This is a genomic window from Nocardia nepalensis, assembly GCF_048910785.1.
In the GTDB taxonomy this organism is placed as follows: Bacteria; Actinomycetota; Actinomycetes; order Mycobacteriales; family Mycobacteriaceae; genus Nocardia; species Nocardia nepalensis.
In genome coordinates, this window is the sequence record NZ_JBKBET010000017.1 from 1 (window position 1) to 15,811 (window position 15,811).

The 15,811-nt window shown below is 63.1% G+C and carries 11 protein-coding genes and 2 rRNA genes; 5 read left to right on the plus strand and 8 right to left on the minus strand.

Annotated features, from left to right (window positions below; genetic code table 11):
- Positions 1-86: 86 nt before the first annotated feature.
- The 8 genes from ACHQ4I_RS09505 to ACHQ4I_RS09540 all read right to left on the minus strand — a co-directional run bounded on the left by ACHQ4I_RS09505 (position 87) and on the right by ACHQ4I_RS09540 (position 11,252).
- A 23S ribosomal RNA gene (locus ACHQ4I_RS09505) occupies positions 87-3,223 on the minus strand.
- A gap of 329 nt (positions 3,224-3,552) precedes the next feature.
- Positions 3,553-5,069, minus strand: a 16S ribosomal RNA gene (locus ACHQ4I_RS09510).
- Together the 16S and 23S rRNA genes form the textbook arrangement of a ribosomal RNA operon.
- 514 nt (positions 5,070-5,583) lie before the next feature.
- Positions 5,584-6,873 carry a tyrosine--tRNA ligase gene (tyrS, locus tag ACHQ4I_RS09515; RefSeq protein WP_420771313.1) on the minus strand — a complete coding sequence of 430 codons (1,290 nt, stop codon included), beginning with the start codon at positions 6,871-6,873 and terminating at the stop codon, positions 5,584-5,586.
- Between the two features lie 268 nt (positions 6,874-7,141).
- Positions 7,142-7,576: a DoxX family protein gene (locus ACHQ4I_RS09520; protein ID WP_420771314.1), complete on the minus strand. Its 435-nt coding sequence runs from the start codon at positions 7,574-7,576 to the stop codon at positions 7,142-7,144.
- A gap of 107 nt (positions 7,577-7,683) precedes the next feature.
- Positions 7,684-8,295: a DNA-3-methyladenine glycosylase gene (locus tag ACHQ4I_RS09525; RefSeq protein WP_420771315.1), complete on the minus strand. Its 612-nt coding sequence runs from the start codon at positions 8,293-8,295 to the stop codon at positions 7,684-7,686.
- A gap of 21 nt (positions 8,296-8,316) precedes the next feature.
- Positions 8,317-9,465 carry a low temperature requirement protein A gene (locus tag ACHQ4I_RS09530; RefSeq protein WP_420771316.1) on the minus strand — a complete coding sequence of 383 codons (1,149 nt, stop codon included), beginning with the start codon at positions 9,463-9,465 and terminating at the stop codon, positions 8,317-8,319.
- A gap of 26 nt (positions 9,466-9,491) precedes the next feature.
- Entirely contained in the window at positions 9,492-10,382 is an 891-nt protein-coding gene (locus tag ACHQ4I_RS09535; RefSeq protein ID WP_420771317.1) for an RNA polymerase sigma-70 factor, read from the minus strand.
- Positions 10,383-10,556: 174 nt separating this feature from the next.
- Positions 10,557-11,252, minus strand: a complete 696-nt coding sequence (locus ACHQ4I_RS09540; protein WP_420771318.1) for an NAD(P)-dependent oxidoreductase — start codon at positions 11,250-11,252, stop codon at positions 10,557-10,559.
- 95 nt (positions 11,253-11,347) lie between these two features.
- On the opposite strand from ACHQ4I_RS09540, the gene ACHQ4I_RS09545 reads away from it, so the two are divergent.
- From ACHQ4I_RS09545 to ACHQ4I_RS09565, 5 genes are all read left to right on the plus strand, one after another.
- Positions 11,348-11,836: a MarR family transcriptional regulator gene (locus tag ACHQ4I_RS09545; protein WP_420771319.1), complete on the plus strand. Its 489-nt coding sequence runs from the start codon at positions 11,348-11,350 to the stop codon at positions 11,834-11,836.
- A gap of 73 nt (positions 11,837-11,909) precedes the next feature.
- Positions 11,910-13,430: a multicopper oxidase family protein gene (locus ACHQ4I_RS09550; protein ID WP_420771320.1), complete on the plus strand. Its 1,521-nt coding sequence runs from the start codon at positions 11,910-11,912 to the stop codon at positions 13,428-13,430.
- A 103-nt stretch (positions 13,431-13,533) separates the two neighbouring features.
- On the plus strand, positions 13,534-14,265 hold the full coding sequence (locus tag ACHQ4I_RS09555) for an ABC transporter ATP-binding protein (protein WP_420771321.1): 732 nt from the start codon (positions 13,534-13,536) through the stop codon (positions 14,263-14,265).
- Entirely contained in the window at positions 14,262-15,053 is a 792-nt protein-coding gene (locus tag ACHQ4I_RS09560) for an ABC transporter permease (RefSeq protein WP_420771322.1), read from the plus strand. The genes ACHQ4I_RS09555 and ACHQ4I_RS09560 overlap by 4 nt, the downstream gene beginning before the upstream one ends.
- The gene (locus tag ACHQ4I_RS09565; protein ID WP_420771323.1) at positions 15,050-15,679 is read left to right on the plus strand and encodes a TetR/AcrR family transcriptional regulator; all 630 of its coding nucleotides are present in this window, start codon (positions 15,050-15,052) and stop codon (positions 15,677-15,679) included. The genes ACHQ4I_RS09560 and ACHQ4I_RS09565 overlap by 4 nt, the downstream gene beginning before the upstream one ends.
- Positions 15,680-15,811 lie beyond the last annotated feature (132 nt).

Below are 15,811 nucleotides of genomic sequence, written 5' to 3' on the forward strand. Positions count from 1 at the left end.
ACCCACACCCACCCCAGGGGGTTTGTGTGGTGCATCTGTATCTGTGTGTTGTTTCAGATACCGCACAGTGGACGCGTAGCTTCTTTGTTGGTAAGTCCTCGGCCGATTAGTACCAGTCACCTACACCCGTTACCGGGCTTCCAGTTCTGGCCTATCAACCCCATGGTCTGTGGGGGGCCTTAACCACTCGAAGGTGGTGAGAAACCTCATCTTGGAACAGGCTTCCCGCTTAGATGCTTTCAGCGGTTATCCCTTCCGAACGTAGCTAACCAGCAGTGCCCTTGGCAGGACAACTGGCACACCAGAGGTTCGTCCGTCCCGGTCCTCTCGTACTAGGGACAGCCTTCCTCAAGTTTCTGACGCGCGCGGCGGATAGAGACCGAACTGTCTCACGACGTTCTAAACCCAGCTCGCGTGCCGCTTTAATGGGCGAACAGCCCAACCCTTGGGACCTACTCCAGCCCCAGGATGCGACGAGCCGACATCGAGGTGCCAAACCATCCCGTCGATATGGACTCTTGGGGAAGATCAGCCTGTTATCCCCGGGGTACCTTTTATCCGTTGAGCGACACCGCTTCCACTTGCCGGTGCCGGATCACTAGTCCCGACTTTCGTCCCTGCTCGAGCTGTCACTCTCACAGTCAAGCTCCCTTGTGCACTTGCACTCGACACCTGATTGCCAACCAGGCTGAGGGAACCTTTGGGCGCCTCCGTTACATTTTAGGAGGCAACCGCCCCAGTTAAACTACCCACCAGGCACTGTCCCTGAACCAGATCATGGTCCGAGGTTAGAAGTCCAATACGATCAGAGTGGTATTTCAACGATGACTCCACCAACACTGGCGTGCCAGCTTCACAGTCTCCCACCTATCCTACACAAACCGTACCGAACACCAATACCAAGCTATAGTGAAGGTCCCGGGGTCTTTTCGTCCTGCCGCGCGTAACGAGCATCTTTACTCGTAATGCAATTTCGCCGAGTCTGTGGTTGAGACAGCAGAGAAGTCGTTACGCCATTCGTGCAGGTCGGAACTTACCCGACAAGGAATTTCGCTACCTTAGGATGGTTATAGTTACCACCGCCGTTTACCGGGGCTTAAATTCTCAGCTTCGCACCCCGAAGGGCGCTAACCGGTCCTCTTAACCTTCCGGCACCGGGCAGGCGTCAGTCCGTATACATCGTCTTACGACTTCGCACGGACCTGTGTTTTTAGTAAACAGTCGCTTCTCTCTGGTCTCTGCGACCACACCCAGCTCAGACCGCAAGGGCCATCACCAGACGTGGTCCCCCTTCTCCCGAAGTTACGGGGGCATTTTGCCGAGTTCCTTAACCACAGTTCTCTCGATCGCCTCAGTATTCTCTACCTGACCACCTGTGTCGGTTTGGGGTACGGGCCGTGTACCAACTCACTAGAGGCTTTTCTCGGCAGCATAGGATCACTGAATTCACCTCAATCGGCTACGCATCACCTCTCAGGCTCAATGTTGTGCGGATTTGCCTACACAACGCCCTACAGGCTTACACCAGTACAACCACTGACTGGCCCAGCTACCTTCCTGCGTCACCCCATCGCTTGACTACTACAGCAGGGGTCGTGCGCAGCCCCATCCAGCTTCCCGAAGGAAGTCTTTCAGGTTTTGGGCACTTAGCACCACTGATTCGCCATTGGGCGCGGATACACGGGTACGGGAATATCAACCCGTTGTCCATCGACTACGCCTGTCGGCCTCGCCTTAGGTCCCGACTCACCCTGGGCGGATTAACCTGGCCCAGGAACCCTTGGTCATTCGGCGGACGAGTTTCTCACTCGTCTTTCGCTACTCATGCCTGCATTCTCACTCGCATAGCCTCCACGGCTGGATCACTCCGCCGCTTCCATGGCTACACGACGCTCCCCTACCCATCCACACCACTGGAAGAAGATCCGTAGACCAACCTCGGTGTTATGTGTGAATGCCGCGGCTTCGGCGGTGTACTTGAGCCCCGCTACATTGTCGGCGCAGAATCACTTGACCAGTGAGCTATTACGCACTCTTTCAAGGGTGGCTGCTTCTAAGCCAACCTCCTGGTTGTCTTCGCGACTCCACATCCTTTTCCACTTAGTACACGCTTAGGGGCCTTAGCCGGCGATCTGGGCTGTTTCCCTCTCGACTACGAAGCTTATCCCCCGCAGTCTCACTGCCACGCTCTCACACACCGGCATTCGGAGTTTGGCTGATTTCGGTAAGCTTGTAGGCCCCCTAGACCATCCAGTAGCTCTACCTCCGGTGTGAAACACGTGACGCTGCACCTAAATGCATTTCGGGGAGAACCAGCTATCACGGAGTTTGATTGGCCTTTCACCCCTACCCACAGCTCATCCCCTCAGTTTTCAACCTAAGTGGGTTCGGGCCTCCACGACGTCTTACCGTCGCTTCACCCTGGCCATGGGTAGATCACTCCGCTTCGGGTCTAGAACATGCGACTGGAAACGCCCTATTCGGACTCGCTTTCGCTACGGCTACCCCACACGGGTTAACCTCGCCACATGCCACTAACTCGCAGGCTCATTCTTCAAAAGGCACGCCATCACCCACCCACCCGAAGGTGGCGCAGGCCCTGACGGATTGTAAGCGCACGGTTTCAGGTACTATTTCACTCCCCTCCCGGGGTACTTTTCACCTTTCCCTCACGGTACTAGTCCGCTATCGGTCACCAGGGAGTATTCAGGCTTACCGGGTGGTCCCGGCAGATTCACAGCAGATTTCACGGGCCCGCTGCTACTCGGGCACTTTTCACGAGAGCCAAGAAGTTTTCGTTTACCGGACTATCACCGTCTATGGCAGGCCGTTCCAGACCACTTCAACTAACAACTTGGTTTCTAACTCTCGCTCATCACGGCAGTGATGAGAAGAAAAGCCCCACTACCCCACACGGACAACGACTGCCGTCTATCACATCCGCATGGTTTAGCCTCATCCGCTTTCGCTCGCCACTACTCACGGAATCACTATTGTTTTCTCTTCCTGTGGGTACTGAGATGTTTCACTTCCCCACGTTCCCTCCACACACCCTATATATTCAGATGCGGGTAACACGACATCACTCGTGCTGGGTTTCCCCATTCGGAAATCCTCGGATCTCAGCTCGGTTGACAGCTCCCCGAGGCTTATCGCAGCCTCCTACGTCCTTCATCGGCTCCTGGTGCCAAGGCATCCACCGTACGCTCTTAAACACTTACTAACAAAGATGCTCGCGTCCACTGTGCAGTTCTCAAACAACACACCCACTCAAACCCCAACCCCGCACCAGCAGAAGACCTTTCAGCCTTCCCGGTATGACAGGAGATCCGAGCGGATCGTTATCTTGCCTGGAAAGAACGCCTGTTCTTTCAGGACCCAACAGTGTGTCGATATATTCACCGCGACCAACCACACAGGATTGATCGAATGCGATAAAGCTTGTCAGCGTTCCACCCATGAGCGTCCGCAGTTCTACATGTGAGAACTAAACGGTCTCTGACGCGGTCGAGGACGACTGTTCGAACCGACCAGCGTAGAAGTGCTCCTTAGAAAGGAGGTGATCCAGCCGCACCTTCCGGTACGGCTACCTTGTTACGACTTCGTCCCAATCGCCAATCCCACCTTCGACGGCTCCCTCCACAAGGGTTAGGCCACCGGCTTCGGGTGTTACCGACTTTCATGACGTGACGGGCGGTGTGTACAAGGCCCGGGAACGTATTCACCGCAGCGTTGCTGATCTGCGATTACTAGCGACTCCAACTTCACGGGGTCGAGTTGCAGACCCCGATCCGAACTGAGACCGGCTTTAAGGGATTCGCTCCACCTCACGGTATCGCAGCCCTCTGTACCGGCCATTGTAGCATGTGTGAAGCCCTGGACATAAGGGGCATGATGACTTGACGTCGTCCCCACCTTCCTCCGAGTTGACCCCGGCAGTCTCTCACGAGTCCCCGCCATTACGCGCTGGCAACATAAGATAAGGGTTGCGCTCGTTGCGGGACTTAACCCAACATCTCACGACACGAGCTGACGACAGCCATGCACCACCTGTACACCGACCACAAGGGGGCCTACATCTCTGCAGGTTTCCGGTGTATGTCAAACCCAGGTAAGGTTCTTCGCGTTGCATCGAATTAATCCACATGCTCCGCCGCTTGTGCGGGCCCCCGTCAATTCCTTTGAGTTTTAGCCTTGCGGCCGTACTCCCCAGGCGGGGTACTTAATGCGTTAGCTACGGCACGGATCCCGTGGAAGGAAACCCACACCTAGTACCCACCGTTTACGGCGTGGACTACCAGGGTATCTAATCCTGTTCGCTACCCACGCTTTCGCTTCTCAGCGTCAGTTACTTCCCAGAGACCCGCCTTCGCCACCGGTGTTCCTCCTGATATCTGCGCATTTCACCGCTACACCAGGAATTCCAGTCTCCCCTGAAGTACTCTAGTCCGCCCGTATCGACCGCAAGCCCACCGTTGAGCGGTAGGTTTTCACGATCGACGCGACGAACCGCCTACAAGCTCTTTACGCCCAGTAATTCCGGACAACGCTCGCACCCTACGTATTACCGCGGCTGCTGGCACGTAGTTGGCCGGTGCTTCTTCTACAGGTACCGTCACTTACGCTTCGTCCCTGTCGAAAGAGGTTTACAACCCGAAGGCCGTCATCCCTCACGCGGCGTCGCTGCATCAGGCTTCCGCCCATTGTGCAATATTCCCCACTGCTGCCTCCCGTAGGAGTCTGGGCCGTGTCTCAGTCCCAGTGTGGCCGGTCACCCTCTCAGGTCGGCTACCCGTCGTCGCCTTGGTAGGCCATTACCCCACCAACAAGCTGATAGGCCGCGGGCCCATCCTGCACCGATAAATCTTTCCACCACAAAACATGCATCCCGTGGTCATATCCGGTATTAGACCCAGTTTCCCAGGCTTATCCCGAAGTGCAGGGCAGATCACCCACGTGTTACTCACCCGTTCGCCGCTCGTGTACCCCGAAGGGCCTTACCGCTCGACTTGCATGTGTTAAGCACGCCGCCAGCGTTCGTCCTGAGCCAGGATCAAACTCTCCGTTGAAGACTCTCAATCACACCCCAAAGGATGCAATCAGAAGAATTAACCAGAGTCCGAAAACCTTGGCAAAATCAAACGCCAGCAAAAGTATTTGCTGACTAAAATGTCCAGCCCCACCACACGGGGGTATGAGGAGCCGGAACCAATAAATAATTGGCACTGACATTCATCGACACACTATTGAGTTCTCAAAGAACACGCGCACGCAGTTGGACCCCAGATTCTCTCTGGGGGCTTCCTGAGGCAACTTTCCCAGCCTAGCCAATCGACCGCGCAGAGTCAAGTCTGCTCGTTCGATCCAGCTTGCTGATCGTCAGGCGCTCCTCGTCCTACCTCGTTTCCCAGGCCGTTTGGCTCCGGGTCGGTGTCCGTGTCGCTCTGACTTGGACTAAGTTACGCGGCGGGGAACGCCGAGTCAAATCCGCACTACACGCATGTAATTTCGCAGGTCAGGCATCATGCGACCGCCCCAAATGCGGGCTCGGGCCACCCGAATGTGACCCGAGCCACGTGATCTTTATGCGCCCGCCCGCAGTACGCCGGCGAAGTTGCGCTTGCCGCGGCGCAGCACCAGCCATCGACCGTGCAGGTAGTCGGCATCGGCGGGGGTCCAATCGAGGTCGGAGATCCGCTCGTTGTTCACCGACGCCCCGCCCTCGTTCACAGCGCGACGTGCCGCGCCACGACTTTCCGACAGACCGGCCGCCACCAGCAGATCGACGATTGTGCTCGGCGCTCCCGCCTCCACCTCGGCGACCGTGCCCTCGACCGCGGCTTCCCGCAGGGCCGCCGCCAGCGTCGCCTCATCCAGTTCACGCAGATCCGCGCGACCGAACAAGGCCTGGCTCGCCAACTGCACGGCGCGGGTATTCGCCTCCCCGTGCACCAGATTGGTCATCTCCTCGGCCAGCTTGCGCTGCGCCTCCCGCGCGTGCGGGCGCTCGGCGGTGGCCAGCTCCAGTTCGGCAAGCTCCTCGCGGGACAGGAAGGTGAACCAGCGCAGGTAGCGCACCACATCGGCGTCGGCCGTATTCACGAAGTACTGGTACCAGGCGTAGGGGCTGGTCATCTCCGGGTCGAGCCACAGACTGCCGCCGCCGGTCGACTTCCCGAACTTCTTGCCGTCGGCCGAGGTAACCAGCGGAACGGTCAGCGCATGGACCGACGCACTGTCGACGCGGCGGTTCAGCTCGACGCCCGCGATGATGTTGCCCCACTGATCCGAGCCGCCGACCTGCAGCGTGCAGCCGTAGTTGCGGTGTAGCTGCAGGTAGTCGTTGGCCTGCAACAGCATGTAGCTGAACTCGGTGTAGGAGATGCCCTCGCCGTCGAGGCGGCGCTTGATCGTGTCGCGGGCCAGCATGACATTGACCGAGAAGTGCTTGCCGACATCGCGCAGGAAATCGACGGTCGACAGCTGTCCGGTCCAGTCCATGTTGTTGACGATGATCGCGCCGGTGGGGGAATCGTCGAGGTCGACGAAGCGCTCCAGCTGGGAGCGGATCCGGCCCGCCCATTCCGCCACGGTGTCGGTCGAGTTCATGGTGCGTTCGCCGACATCGCGTGGGTCACCGATCAGGCCGGTGGCGCCACCGGCCAGCACGATCGGGCGATGGCCCGCGCGCTGGAAACGCCGCAGTGCGAGCAGCGGGACCAGGTGTCCGGCGTGCAAACTCGCCGCGGTGGGGTCGAAACCGGCATAGAGGGTCAGCGGGCCCGCGGCCGCCGCCGCGCGCAGGGCGTCCAGGTCGGTGGACTGTGCGATCAGTCCGCGCCAGGTCAGTTCATCGATGATGTCGCCGCTCACGCCCGCGCCTCGCTGACGCTCGGCTCCGGCGTGCGCGATGCGCGCTGGCACATGGTTCGCTCACTTCGTTCGCTCACGCTGTCCCATCTTTCCGCACCGGTCCCCGCGACCGGCATGGCCCTCAGTGTCGCCGCACGCCGCAGTGCAGGTCGAACGATTTTCCGGGGGTGGCGCCCGCCTCCGCGAGGGCCCCGCCTACTCCGGGAATGGGAACACGGCAACGATCGACAGACCGAAGGTCTGCCGATCGTGTGCGCTATTCGGATATTCAGCGAGCCAGCAGGTCGCGCACCGCGATGATGCTGTCGCGACGCTGCCACGCGATCCAGACGAAGGCCACGGCCAGCACCAGCGGGAAGGGCGCCAGGGCGGGCGCGCCGAGCAGGAACACCTGAGTCAGGGCGGCGCACACCATGGTGATGGTCAGGCCGACGGCCGCCGGGCCGGTCAGGCGGGGCACCAGCAGGCCGATGCCGCCGGAGAGTTCGACCACGCCGGTGAAGTAGCGGAACCACTGGCCCCAACCGATGGTGTCGAAGGCTTCCACCGCCGCGTGCGCGCCGAACAGCTTCGGGGCGGCGGAGGCGGCGACGAGGAACAGCGCGAGCAGGATCTGCACGGTCCAGAGCGCGATATTCATCTTCTTGCCGGGGCGGTGGGCGACGGTGGCGGTGATCGGGGCGGCGGAGGCGATGGCGGTCATGGTGTCTTTCCTTCGGGTCGGTCGCGCCGGGTGAAGCGCGTTCAACAGATAGGACGGACACCGCCGCGAAAACTCATCGCACGCGCCGAAATCGCTGCCACCAGGCGCTACATCGCCTCTATCGGTGCGCGCGGGCTGCGGCGGTAGACCGAGACGGCGGGCGATGCGAGCCAGAATCGCCACGGTAGGTCCGCCGCACTGCTGACCCCGACACGCGGCCCGCTGGCGATCTCGGCGGCGTCGATCGCGCCGTTCAATTCCAACCGGATCGGTGACGCCGGATCGAACAGCGGAGTTCCGTAGTCGCTCAGCGTGATTCCCAGGGCGCTGCCGAGATTGCCTGGCCCCCTTGCCAAATCGGCGTCGGTGCGGGCCGCGGGCCGTCGCGCCCGCGCCGTCTCCAACCCCGCGACGACCTCGCCCGACCGGATGAGCACCGCACTCGCCGTGCCGTCTGGCCCACTGGTCACGTTCACGCACATGTGCATGCCATAGCTGAGATAGACGTACAGCACCCCGGCCGGCCCGAACATCACCGCATTGCGCTTGGTCCGCCCGCGACCGGAATGCGATGCCGGATCCGGCCACGGTCCGGCCGGATCGCCGCCGTACGCCTCGGCCTCGACGATCCGCACGCCTACCGGTCCGGCCCACAGCGTCGAGCCGAGCAGTCGCTGGGCCGCGGCGGGGGGTTCGACCGCGAGTTCCTCACTACGCACGACTCACCATTGTTCCCGACCTCAAACGTAGCGGCTGTGCTGGCCGGAGCGCAGCGTGATGAGGTCGTCGATGATCACCGCGGCGTAACCGACCGTGACCAGCACCGCGAGCTGCGCCCAGGCCACCCACGCGATGCCGATCGGGATGGTCGCGGCCACCGCGGCGGCGGCGAGCAGTCGCGACCACGGGCGCGGCAAGCCGAGGGCGAGCCGGAAGCAGAATTGGCCGAAGAAATACAGGGCGACGCCACCGGAGAGCGCGGACGCGGCGGCGACGGAGGCGGGTTCGTTGCCGTGCGCGATGGTCATATTGATGCCCGCCGCGGCGACGGTGACGCCGATCAACAGCGGGTAGAGCGAATAGCCATAGGCGAGCACCGCCGGACGTGAGCGTTCCCGGTCCGGGACCGCGGCCAGCACGTGCTCGCCGCGTTCGTCATCGATCCCGAAGTAGGCCCACCACAGCACATAGACCAGGCCGAGTCCGAGCGCGACGGTGGCGGTCAGTGCCACGGTCAGCTTCTCCCCCGCCAGACCCAGGCCGATCGCCACCACCGATTCGCCGATGGCGACGATGATCACCAGCCCGTGCCGCTCGCAGAAGTGGCTGGCCCGCACCACGAAATCGCGAGTGTCGACAAGGTAGGGACTGAGCACCTGCACCGCGAGCGCCGCGCCCCAGCACAGGTATTGCCCCCATCCGTGCACGAAACCGCCCGCGAGCACGAGCGCCGCCGCGAGCGCGTTCAGCGGCGCGATGCGTTTGATCGCCTGTGTCGCCGAGGAACCGCCGCTGACCCAGAACAGCGCCGTGTGCACGGTATTGACCAGGACGTAGCCGAGACCGAATGCGAGCCCGGTGCCGTGGAAGGCGTCCGGGATGGCCAGCGCCAGCACGAAGAATCCGAACATGCCGATCAGCAGCAGGGTGCGGCGCTGCGAATTGTTCGGCGCCACTTCGTTGGTGAGCCAGACGTAGCCGCTGTACATCCACCAGATGACCCCGAACAACACCACCACCTGCATCAGCGCCTCCCAGCCCGGATGGTGGGTGAAGACGTGGGTCAACTGGGTGATGGTAAAGACGAAGACGAGGTCGAAGAACAGTTCCAGGGTGGAGACCCGGACCTGTCCGCCGTCCACGTTGGTTTGCATGGTCTGGCTGGTCACGGCACGAGCGTAGAACGGTGTGCGGATCAGCCGAGCACGTCGGTCCCCATGTACAGCCCTTTGAGCTTGGTCGGATTCACCTGGAAACGCAGGTTGTGGATGTGGCCGTCGAGGATGTCATAGGTGAACGTCGCCACCGGGTTTCCGTCGATGAGCGCCAGCGCACCGAGTTCGCCGTTGATGTGCGCGGGTTCGAGCACGATGCCCGCGACCGATGGTTTGGCGAGGACGCCGAGGACCCAGCGGGCCACATGGTCCGGGCCGTACAGCGGACGCCGAGCCGCGGTGACCACACCGCCGCCGTCGGACCACGAGGTGACATCGGGGGCGAGCAGATCCATCAGCGCATTGAGATCGCCACCGGCGCAGGCGGCCATGAACTGTTCGGTGATGTGCGTGCGCTCGGCCTTATCGGTGTCGAAGCGCGGGCGGCGGGACTGCACATGTGAGCGGGCCCGGTGCGCGATCTGCCGGACGGTGGCCTCGGGCTTGTCGAGGGCGTCGGCGATTTCGGCGTGGCTGTATCCGAAGACCTCGCGCAGCAGGAAGACCGCGCGCTCCACCGGATTCAGGGTTTCCAGCACCACGAGCATCGCGGTGGAGACCGTGTCGGCCAACTCGGTCTCCTCGGCGATATTCGGTGAGGTCAGCAAGGGCTCGGGAAGCCAAGGGCCGACATAGGTTTCGCGCTTGGCCTTGGCGGAGGTGAGCCGGTTCAGTGAGAGGTTGGTGACCGTGCGGACCAGATAGGACTTGGGATGCTGGACGGTTGACTGATCGGTTTCATTCCACTTCAGCCAGGCGTCCTGGAGGATGTCCTCGGCATCGGTGACGGTGCCCAGCATCCGGTAGGCGGTGGAGAACAGCAGCCGCCGATGTTCGATGAACGGATCGTGCGCAGGCGTTGCGTCATCCATGCAGCTCATGCTCCTAGTCCAGGTCCGGATCAGGGAATCGGGATATCCGGACGAGCGCGGAACAGACGGTACCGGGGGCAGCCGTCAGCCGGTGTAGCCCGCGCCGAGTACGACGATCCGACGCGTCGTGGGCGCACCGGTCACCCGGCCGCTACCAGCTGAGATCCGAACGGATCAGTGCTTTCCGAGCGCCTCCGTTCGGATCAGCTGGAACAGACTCGGATTATCGGTCGTGGTGACCACACTGACGATCTTGCGCGCGAACCGGTCCTCCTCGGCCAGTCGCAACAGCGCCGCCGCCAGGTCGACGCGCGCGGTGTACCGATGATCGGCATGCCCCTCGACCATCGTGTAATCGGTCACGGTGGGCAGCTCGTACAACCCGCCCGGACGCACCACCGTCCAGTCCAGATCGCTTGCCACCAGCAGTGCTTCCATCCGCCGCATATCGTCGTAGAGCGTCTTTCCCATGACGCGCACGATGTAGGGCTGCAGCACCCGATTGAACAGGAACCCGGCCTCCGAGTAGTGCTTCGGATCGACCGCACTCGACGAGACGGCCGCGATCCGGCGCACGCCGTGCCGCCGCATCGCGGCGATGATGTGGCGAATTCCCTCGGAGTAGGTGGTGATCGGTTCCTTGCTGTACGGAACCCCCAACGCGGACAACACCGCGTCGGCACCGGCGACGGCCGTATCGACCGAATCCGGTTGGTGGACATCGCCACCGAAGACCGTGAGCCGATCGTGTCCGATCGGGAATTCGTCCGGACGCCGGGTGACCGCGACGACGTCGTGTCCCGCGGCGAGCGCCTGCCCGGTCAGCAGCCGACCGGTGGGTCCATTGGCTCCGAAAACGATGATGCGCATGGCTTGCTCCTGATGTTCGGTATGCCTTCGACGCCGATTCATCCGAGCGTCGTATCATATGGAAACCATAACAACTAATATGAGAGTCATACAATATGACAGACGTAACAAAGGCGGAGGCCCGGCGACATCGACAATCAGCCAATGCGGTCAAGGAGTCGCTGCGCGATCTGAACATCCAGTTGTCGCTGCTCAACCGGCAGTTCGGCACGAAGATGGCACTCAAGGACGCCGACTGGAACTGCCTGGACCTGATCAACCGGCACGGGCCGCTCAGCCCGGGCGCCCTGGCCCGGCTGGCCGGAATGCATCCGGCGACCATGACCGGAGTCCTCGATCGGCTGCAGCGCGGCGGCTTCATCACCCGGGAACGCGATCCGGAGGCCACCGACCGCCGCGCCGTCACCGTGCGCGCCACCCGGGACCGCAACCCGGAGCTCTACCGCATGCTCGCGGGCATGAACAACCGCATGGACGATCTGTGCGATCGCTATTCCGAGGCCGAACTGGATCTGATCGCGGATTTCCTGCGCCGCACGGCCGCCGCCGGACAGGACGCGACCGCCGAACTCGCCGACGACTGACCCGCCGGAATCAGGGGCGAAATGGGGACGCTCCCGGATGTGGCCGGGTACCGGCGGTCCATACCGTCGTCGCATGTCTTCGGTTTCCCGGCCGCGCTGGTTGCGGCGGTTGCTCCTGATTGTCGCGGCGTTCGCGACGGTATTGCTGCTCTCTGTCGGCGGCTGCGTCACCTGGGTGTATCGCGGCGCGGCCGTATCCACTGTCGGCAGTGTCGATTTCAGCAATGAGCTCGCGATTCCGCCGCTGGCCCAGTCCCGCGTACGCGCGGATGGCACCCGCGTTTTCGAACTCGATATGCGCTCGGGGCAAAGGGAATTCCGGCCGGGCCAGGCCACGCAGACCTGGGGGTTCAACGGCGACTATCTCGGGCCGACGCTGCGGGCCCGGCGTGGTGAACGAGTGGAAGTCGAAGTCCGGAACAATCTTTCGGAACCATCGACCGTGCACTGGCACGGGATGCATCTCCCGGCGGCGATGGATGGCGGACCGCATCAGATGGTGCCGGCCGCAGGCACGTGGACACCGCGGTGGACCGTGGACCAGCCTGCCGCGACGCTCTGGTACCACCCGCATCCGCACGGTGCGACCGAACAGCACGTCCGGCGTGGGCTTGCCGGGATGTTCCTGCTCGATGACGAAGTGTCCGAAGGACTTTCACTGCCGAAGAACTACGGCGTCGACGATCTCCCCGTCATCGTCCAGGACGTGAAATTCCGCGGGAACCAACTCGATTCGTCCCGTGGCATCTTCCGCGACGTCGGCTTCCTCGGTGACCAGACCATGGTGAACGGCACCCTGACGCCGTATCGGAATGTCGGCGACGAGTTGGTGCGGTTGCGGCTGCTGAATGCGTCGACCGCGCGGGTCTACACCTTCGGCTTCGCCGACGATCGCCGGTTCTCCCTGGTCGCCACCGACGGCGGCCTGCTGGAACGCCCGGTCGCACTGGACCGGATACAGCTGTCTCCTGGCGAGCGCGCCGAGATCGTGGTCCGGGTGCGCCCCGGCGAGCGGACGGTGCTGCGCAGCACGAAACTCGATGCGGGGCTGAACTTCTGGACGCAGCGATTCGCTGGCGGTGACGACAGCTTCGACATTCTCGAGTTGCGCGCGGCATCGACGCTGCGGCCATCACCCGAACTGCCTGCCGCACTGGCACATCCGTCGACCCCGGACGGATCCGATTCGGTGACCGAACGCGACTTCGAGCTGCAACTGAGCGGAATCAACGGCACTCCGATGGCAATGGATCGCATCGATCTCACAGTCACCCGGGGCACCGCCGAAACCTGGGTGGTACACAACAGCGACGGGATGCCGCACAACTTCCACATCCACGACGTGCAGTTCCGCGTCCTCGAGCTGAACGGCGCGCCGCCGCCGGATGCGCTGCGCGGACCGAAGGACACCCTCTTCCTGCCGCCCGATGCCAGGGCGAAGATCGCCATGCGGTTCGACGGACCCGCCGATCCGAACTCGCCGTACATGTATCACTGCCATCTGCTGTGGCATGAGGACCAGGGCATGATGGGCCAGTTTGTCGTGGTCGAGCCGGGACAGTCGGCGGGAACTCCGGCTCACCACGGGCACTGACCAGGCCGCCACCGAATTCCAGCCGTCGACTCTTGCCGTTCCGGACGTATCGCGCTAAATTCATCACACAGTGAATTCAACAGTCGATGAATTGAGGCGTCCCATGACGGATCAGCACTCATCTCCCGCCGTCGAGGTCCGCAACCTCTGCGTACGCCGCGGCGGCCGCGAAGTTCTGCACGATATTTCGCTGACCATCCCGCGCGGCTCCATCACCGGACTGCTCGGACCGTCGGGGTGCGGCAAGACCACGCTCATGCGCAGCATTGTCGGCACCCAGATCGTGGCGTCCGGCGAGATCTCCGCGCTCGGACTGCCGGCAGGTTCGGCGGAACTGCGGCACCGGATCGGTTACGTAACCCAGGCGCCGAGCATCTACCGCGATATCAGCGTGCGCGAGAACGTCGCCTACTACGCCGCGCTCTACGGCCGCGATCGCGACGACGTCGACACCGCCATCACCGCGGTCGGACTGCTCGCCCACGCCCGCCAGCGCGGCGACGAACTCTCCGGCGGCCAGGAGACCCGGGCGTCGCTGGCCTGCGCACTGGTCGCGCGACCCGAGGTGCTGATCCTGGACGAGCCGACGGTCGGCCTGGATCCGGTACTGCGCGTGGATCTGTGGAAGCAGTTCCACGAGTTGGCCGCGAATGGGACGACGCTGCTGGTCTCCAGCCATGTGATGGACGAGGCCGAGCACTGCGACAAACTCCTGCTCTTGCGCGAGGGCGACCTACTCGCACAGCTGAGCCCCGATGAACTGCGCACCGAAACCGGTGAGCAGAACCTCGAACAAGCCTTCCTGACCCTGATCACGATGGGACGTGCGGCATGACTACCACCCTCGTACCCCGCCGCCGGACGCCGAGCCTGCGCCCGTACGCCGCGACGACCGGACGTATCCTGCGCCAGCTGCGCAACGACCACCGCACTGTCGCAATGATTCTCGTGGTCCCCGCGGTGCTGATGGCGCTGCTGTACTTCATCTACAAGGACACCCCGGCCAACCCGCTCAATCCCGTGCCCATTTTCGACCGCGTCGGCATGAGCATGCTCGGCATCCTGCCGTTCATCGTCATGTTCCTGATCACCGCGATCGCCATGCAGCGCGAACGCACCTCGGGCACGCTGGAGCGGCTGCTGACCACGCCGCTGTCGAAGCTCGACCTGCTCGCCGGGTACGGCACCGCCTTCTCGGTGGCCGCGGCGGCGCAGGCGGCGGTGGCCTGCCTGATCTCCTTCGGTCTGCTCGGCCTGAATTCGGCGGGCAGTCCGGCCTGGGTGGTGGTGATCGCGATGGTCGACGCGATCTGCGGTGTGGCGCTCGGGCTATTGGCAAGTGCCTTCGCGCGCACCGAATTCCAGGCCGTGCAGTTCATGCCGGTGGTGGTCGCACCGCAGATCTTCCTGTGCGGCTTGCTCGTTCCGCGTGGGCAGCTGCCGGGCTGGCTGGAGGCGATCAGCAATGTGATGCCGCTGAGTTATGCGGTCGATGCGCTGCAACAGGTTTCGACGCATTCGGATGTCACCGGGCAGATGCTCCGGGACCTGGTGGTCGTCGCCGGATTCGCCATCGTCGCCCTGTGCCTCGGCGCGGCCACGCTACGGCGGCGGACCGCGTGACGGCCGAAGCGACGAACGGCGATCGCGGTACCCGCTCCGGGCGTCGGCCGGGTCGATCCGGCGCCCGCGAGGCGATCCTGTCCGCCGCCCGCGCCCGCTTCGCCGAGGGTGGTTTCGACAAGACCTCGATCCGCGCCGTCGCCGCCGACGCCGGGGTCGATCCGGCATTGGTCCACCACTACTTCGGGACCAAACAGCAGTTGTTCGCCGCGGTGGTGGATCTGCCGATCGATCCCGAGGCCACACTGCGCCGGATCGAGGCCGCGCCGCTGGATCGGCTCGGTGAGACCATCCTCGGCGCGGTGGTCGGGGTGTGGGATTCGCCGGCGGGCCCCGGCGTCGTCGCGGCGGTGCGCAGCATCCTCGCGGGAGGCGATATGGCGCTGGCGCGGACGTTCGTGCTGGATGTCGTGCTCGAACGGGTTCGGCTGCGGATCGCGACACCGGAGGACGACGGCCGAGCCCGCGTCGCTTTGGTCGCCACGCAGATGATCGGCGTGCTGGTCGCACGCAAGATCCTCGAGGTCGAGCCGTTGGCGTCCATGCCGGTGCCCGATCTGGTCGCCGCGGTCGGCCCCACCCTCCAGCGCTATCTCACCGGTGAAATCGACACCGCCGCAACGTAGTTGGCGACTCGACGCAGGACAGCCGGGCGCGGATCGGATGGAGTTCGACGCCGATCCCGCTCGGCAGGTTCATCGCATCGACAAATGGCACATTGGCGCGCCAACGCCTGGTGGCACCCACTGGTGTGCCAC

Bases quoted from the DNA above. Each gene is read 5' to 3' on its own strand.
- ACHQ4I_RS09560 (WP_420771322.1), top strand. From the start codon at position 14,262: ATGACTACCACCCTCGTACCCCGCCGCCGGACGCCGAGCCTGCGCCCG.
- ACHQ4I_RS09545 (WP_420771319.1), top strand. From the start codon at position 11,348: ATGACAGACGTAACAAAGGCGGAGGCCCGGCGACATCGACAATCAGCC.
- ACHQ4I_RS09555 (WP_420771321.1), top strand. From the start codon at position 13,534: ATGACGGATCAGCACTCATCTCCCGCCGTCGAGGTCCGCAACCTCTGC.
- ACHQ4I_RS09535 (WP_420771317.1), bottom strand. From the start codon at position 10,382: ATGGATGACGCAACGCCTGCGCACGATCCGTTCATCGAACATCGGCGG.
- ACHQ4I_RS09520 (WP_420771314.1), bottom strand. From the start codon at position 7,576: ATGACCGCCATCGCCTCCGCCGCCCCGATCACCGCCACCGTCGCCCAC.
- ACHQ4I_RS09540 (WP_420771318.1), bottom strand. From the start codon at position 11,252: ATGCGCATCATCGTTTTCGGAGCCAATGGACCCACCGGTCGGCTGCTG.
- ACHQ4I_RS09550 (WP_420771320.1), top strand. From the start codon at position 11,910: ATGTCTTCGGTTTCCCGGCCGCGCTGGTTGCGGCGGTTGCTCCTGATT.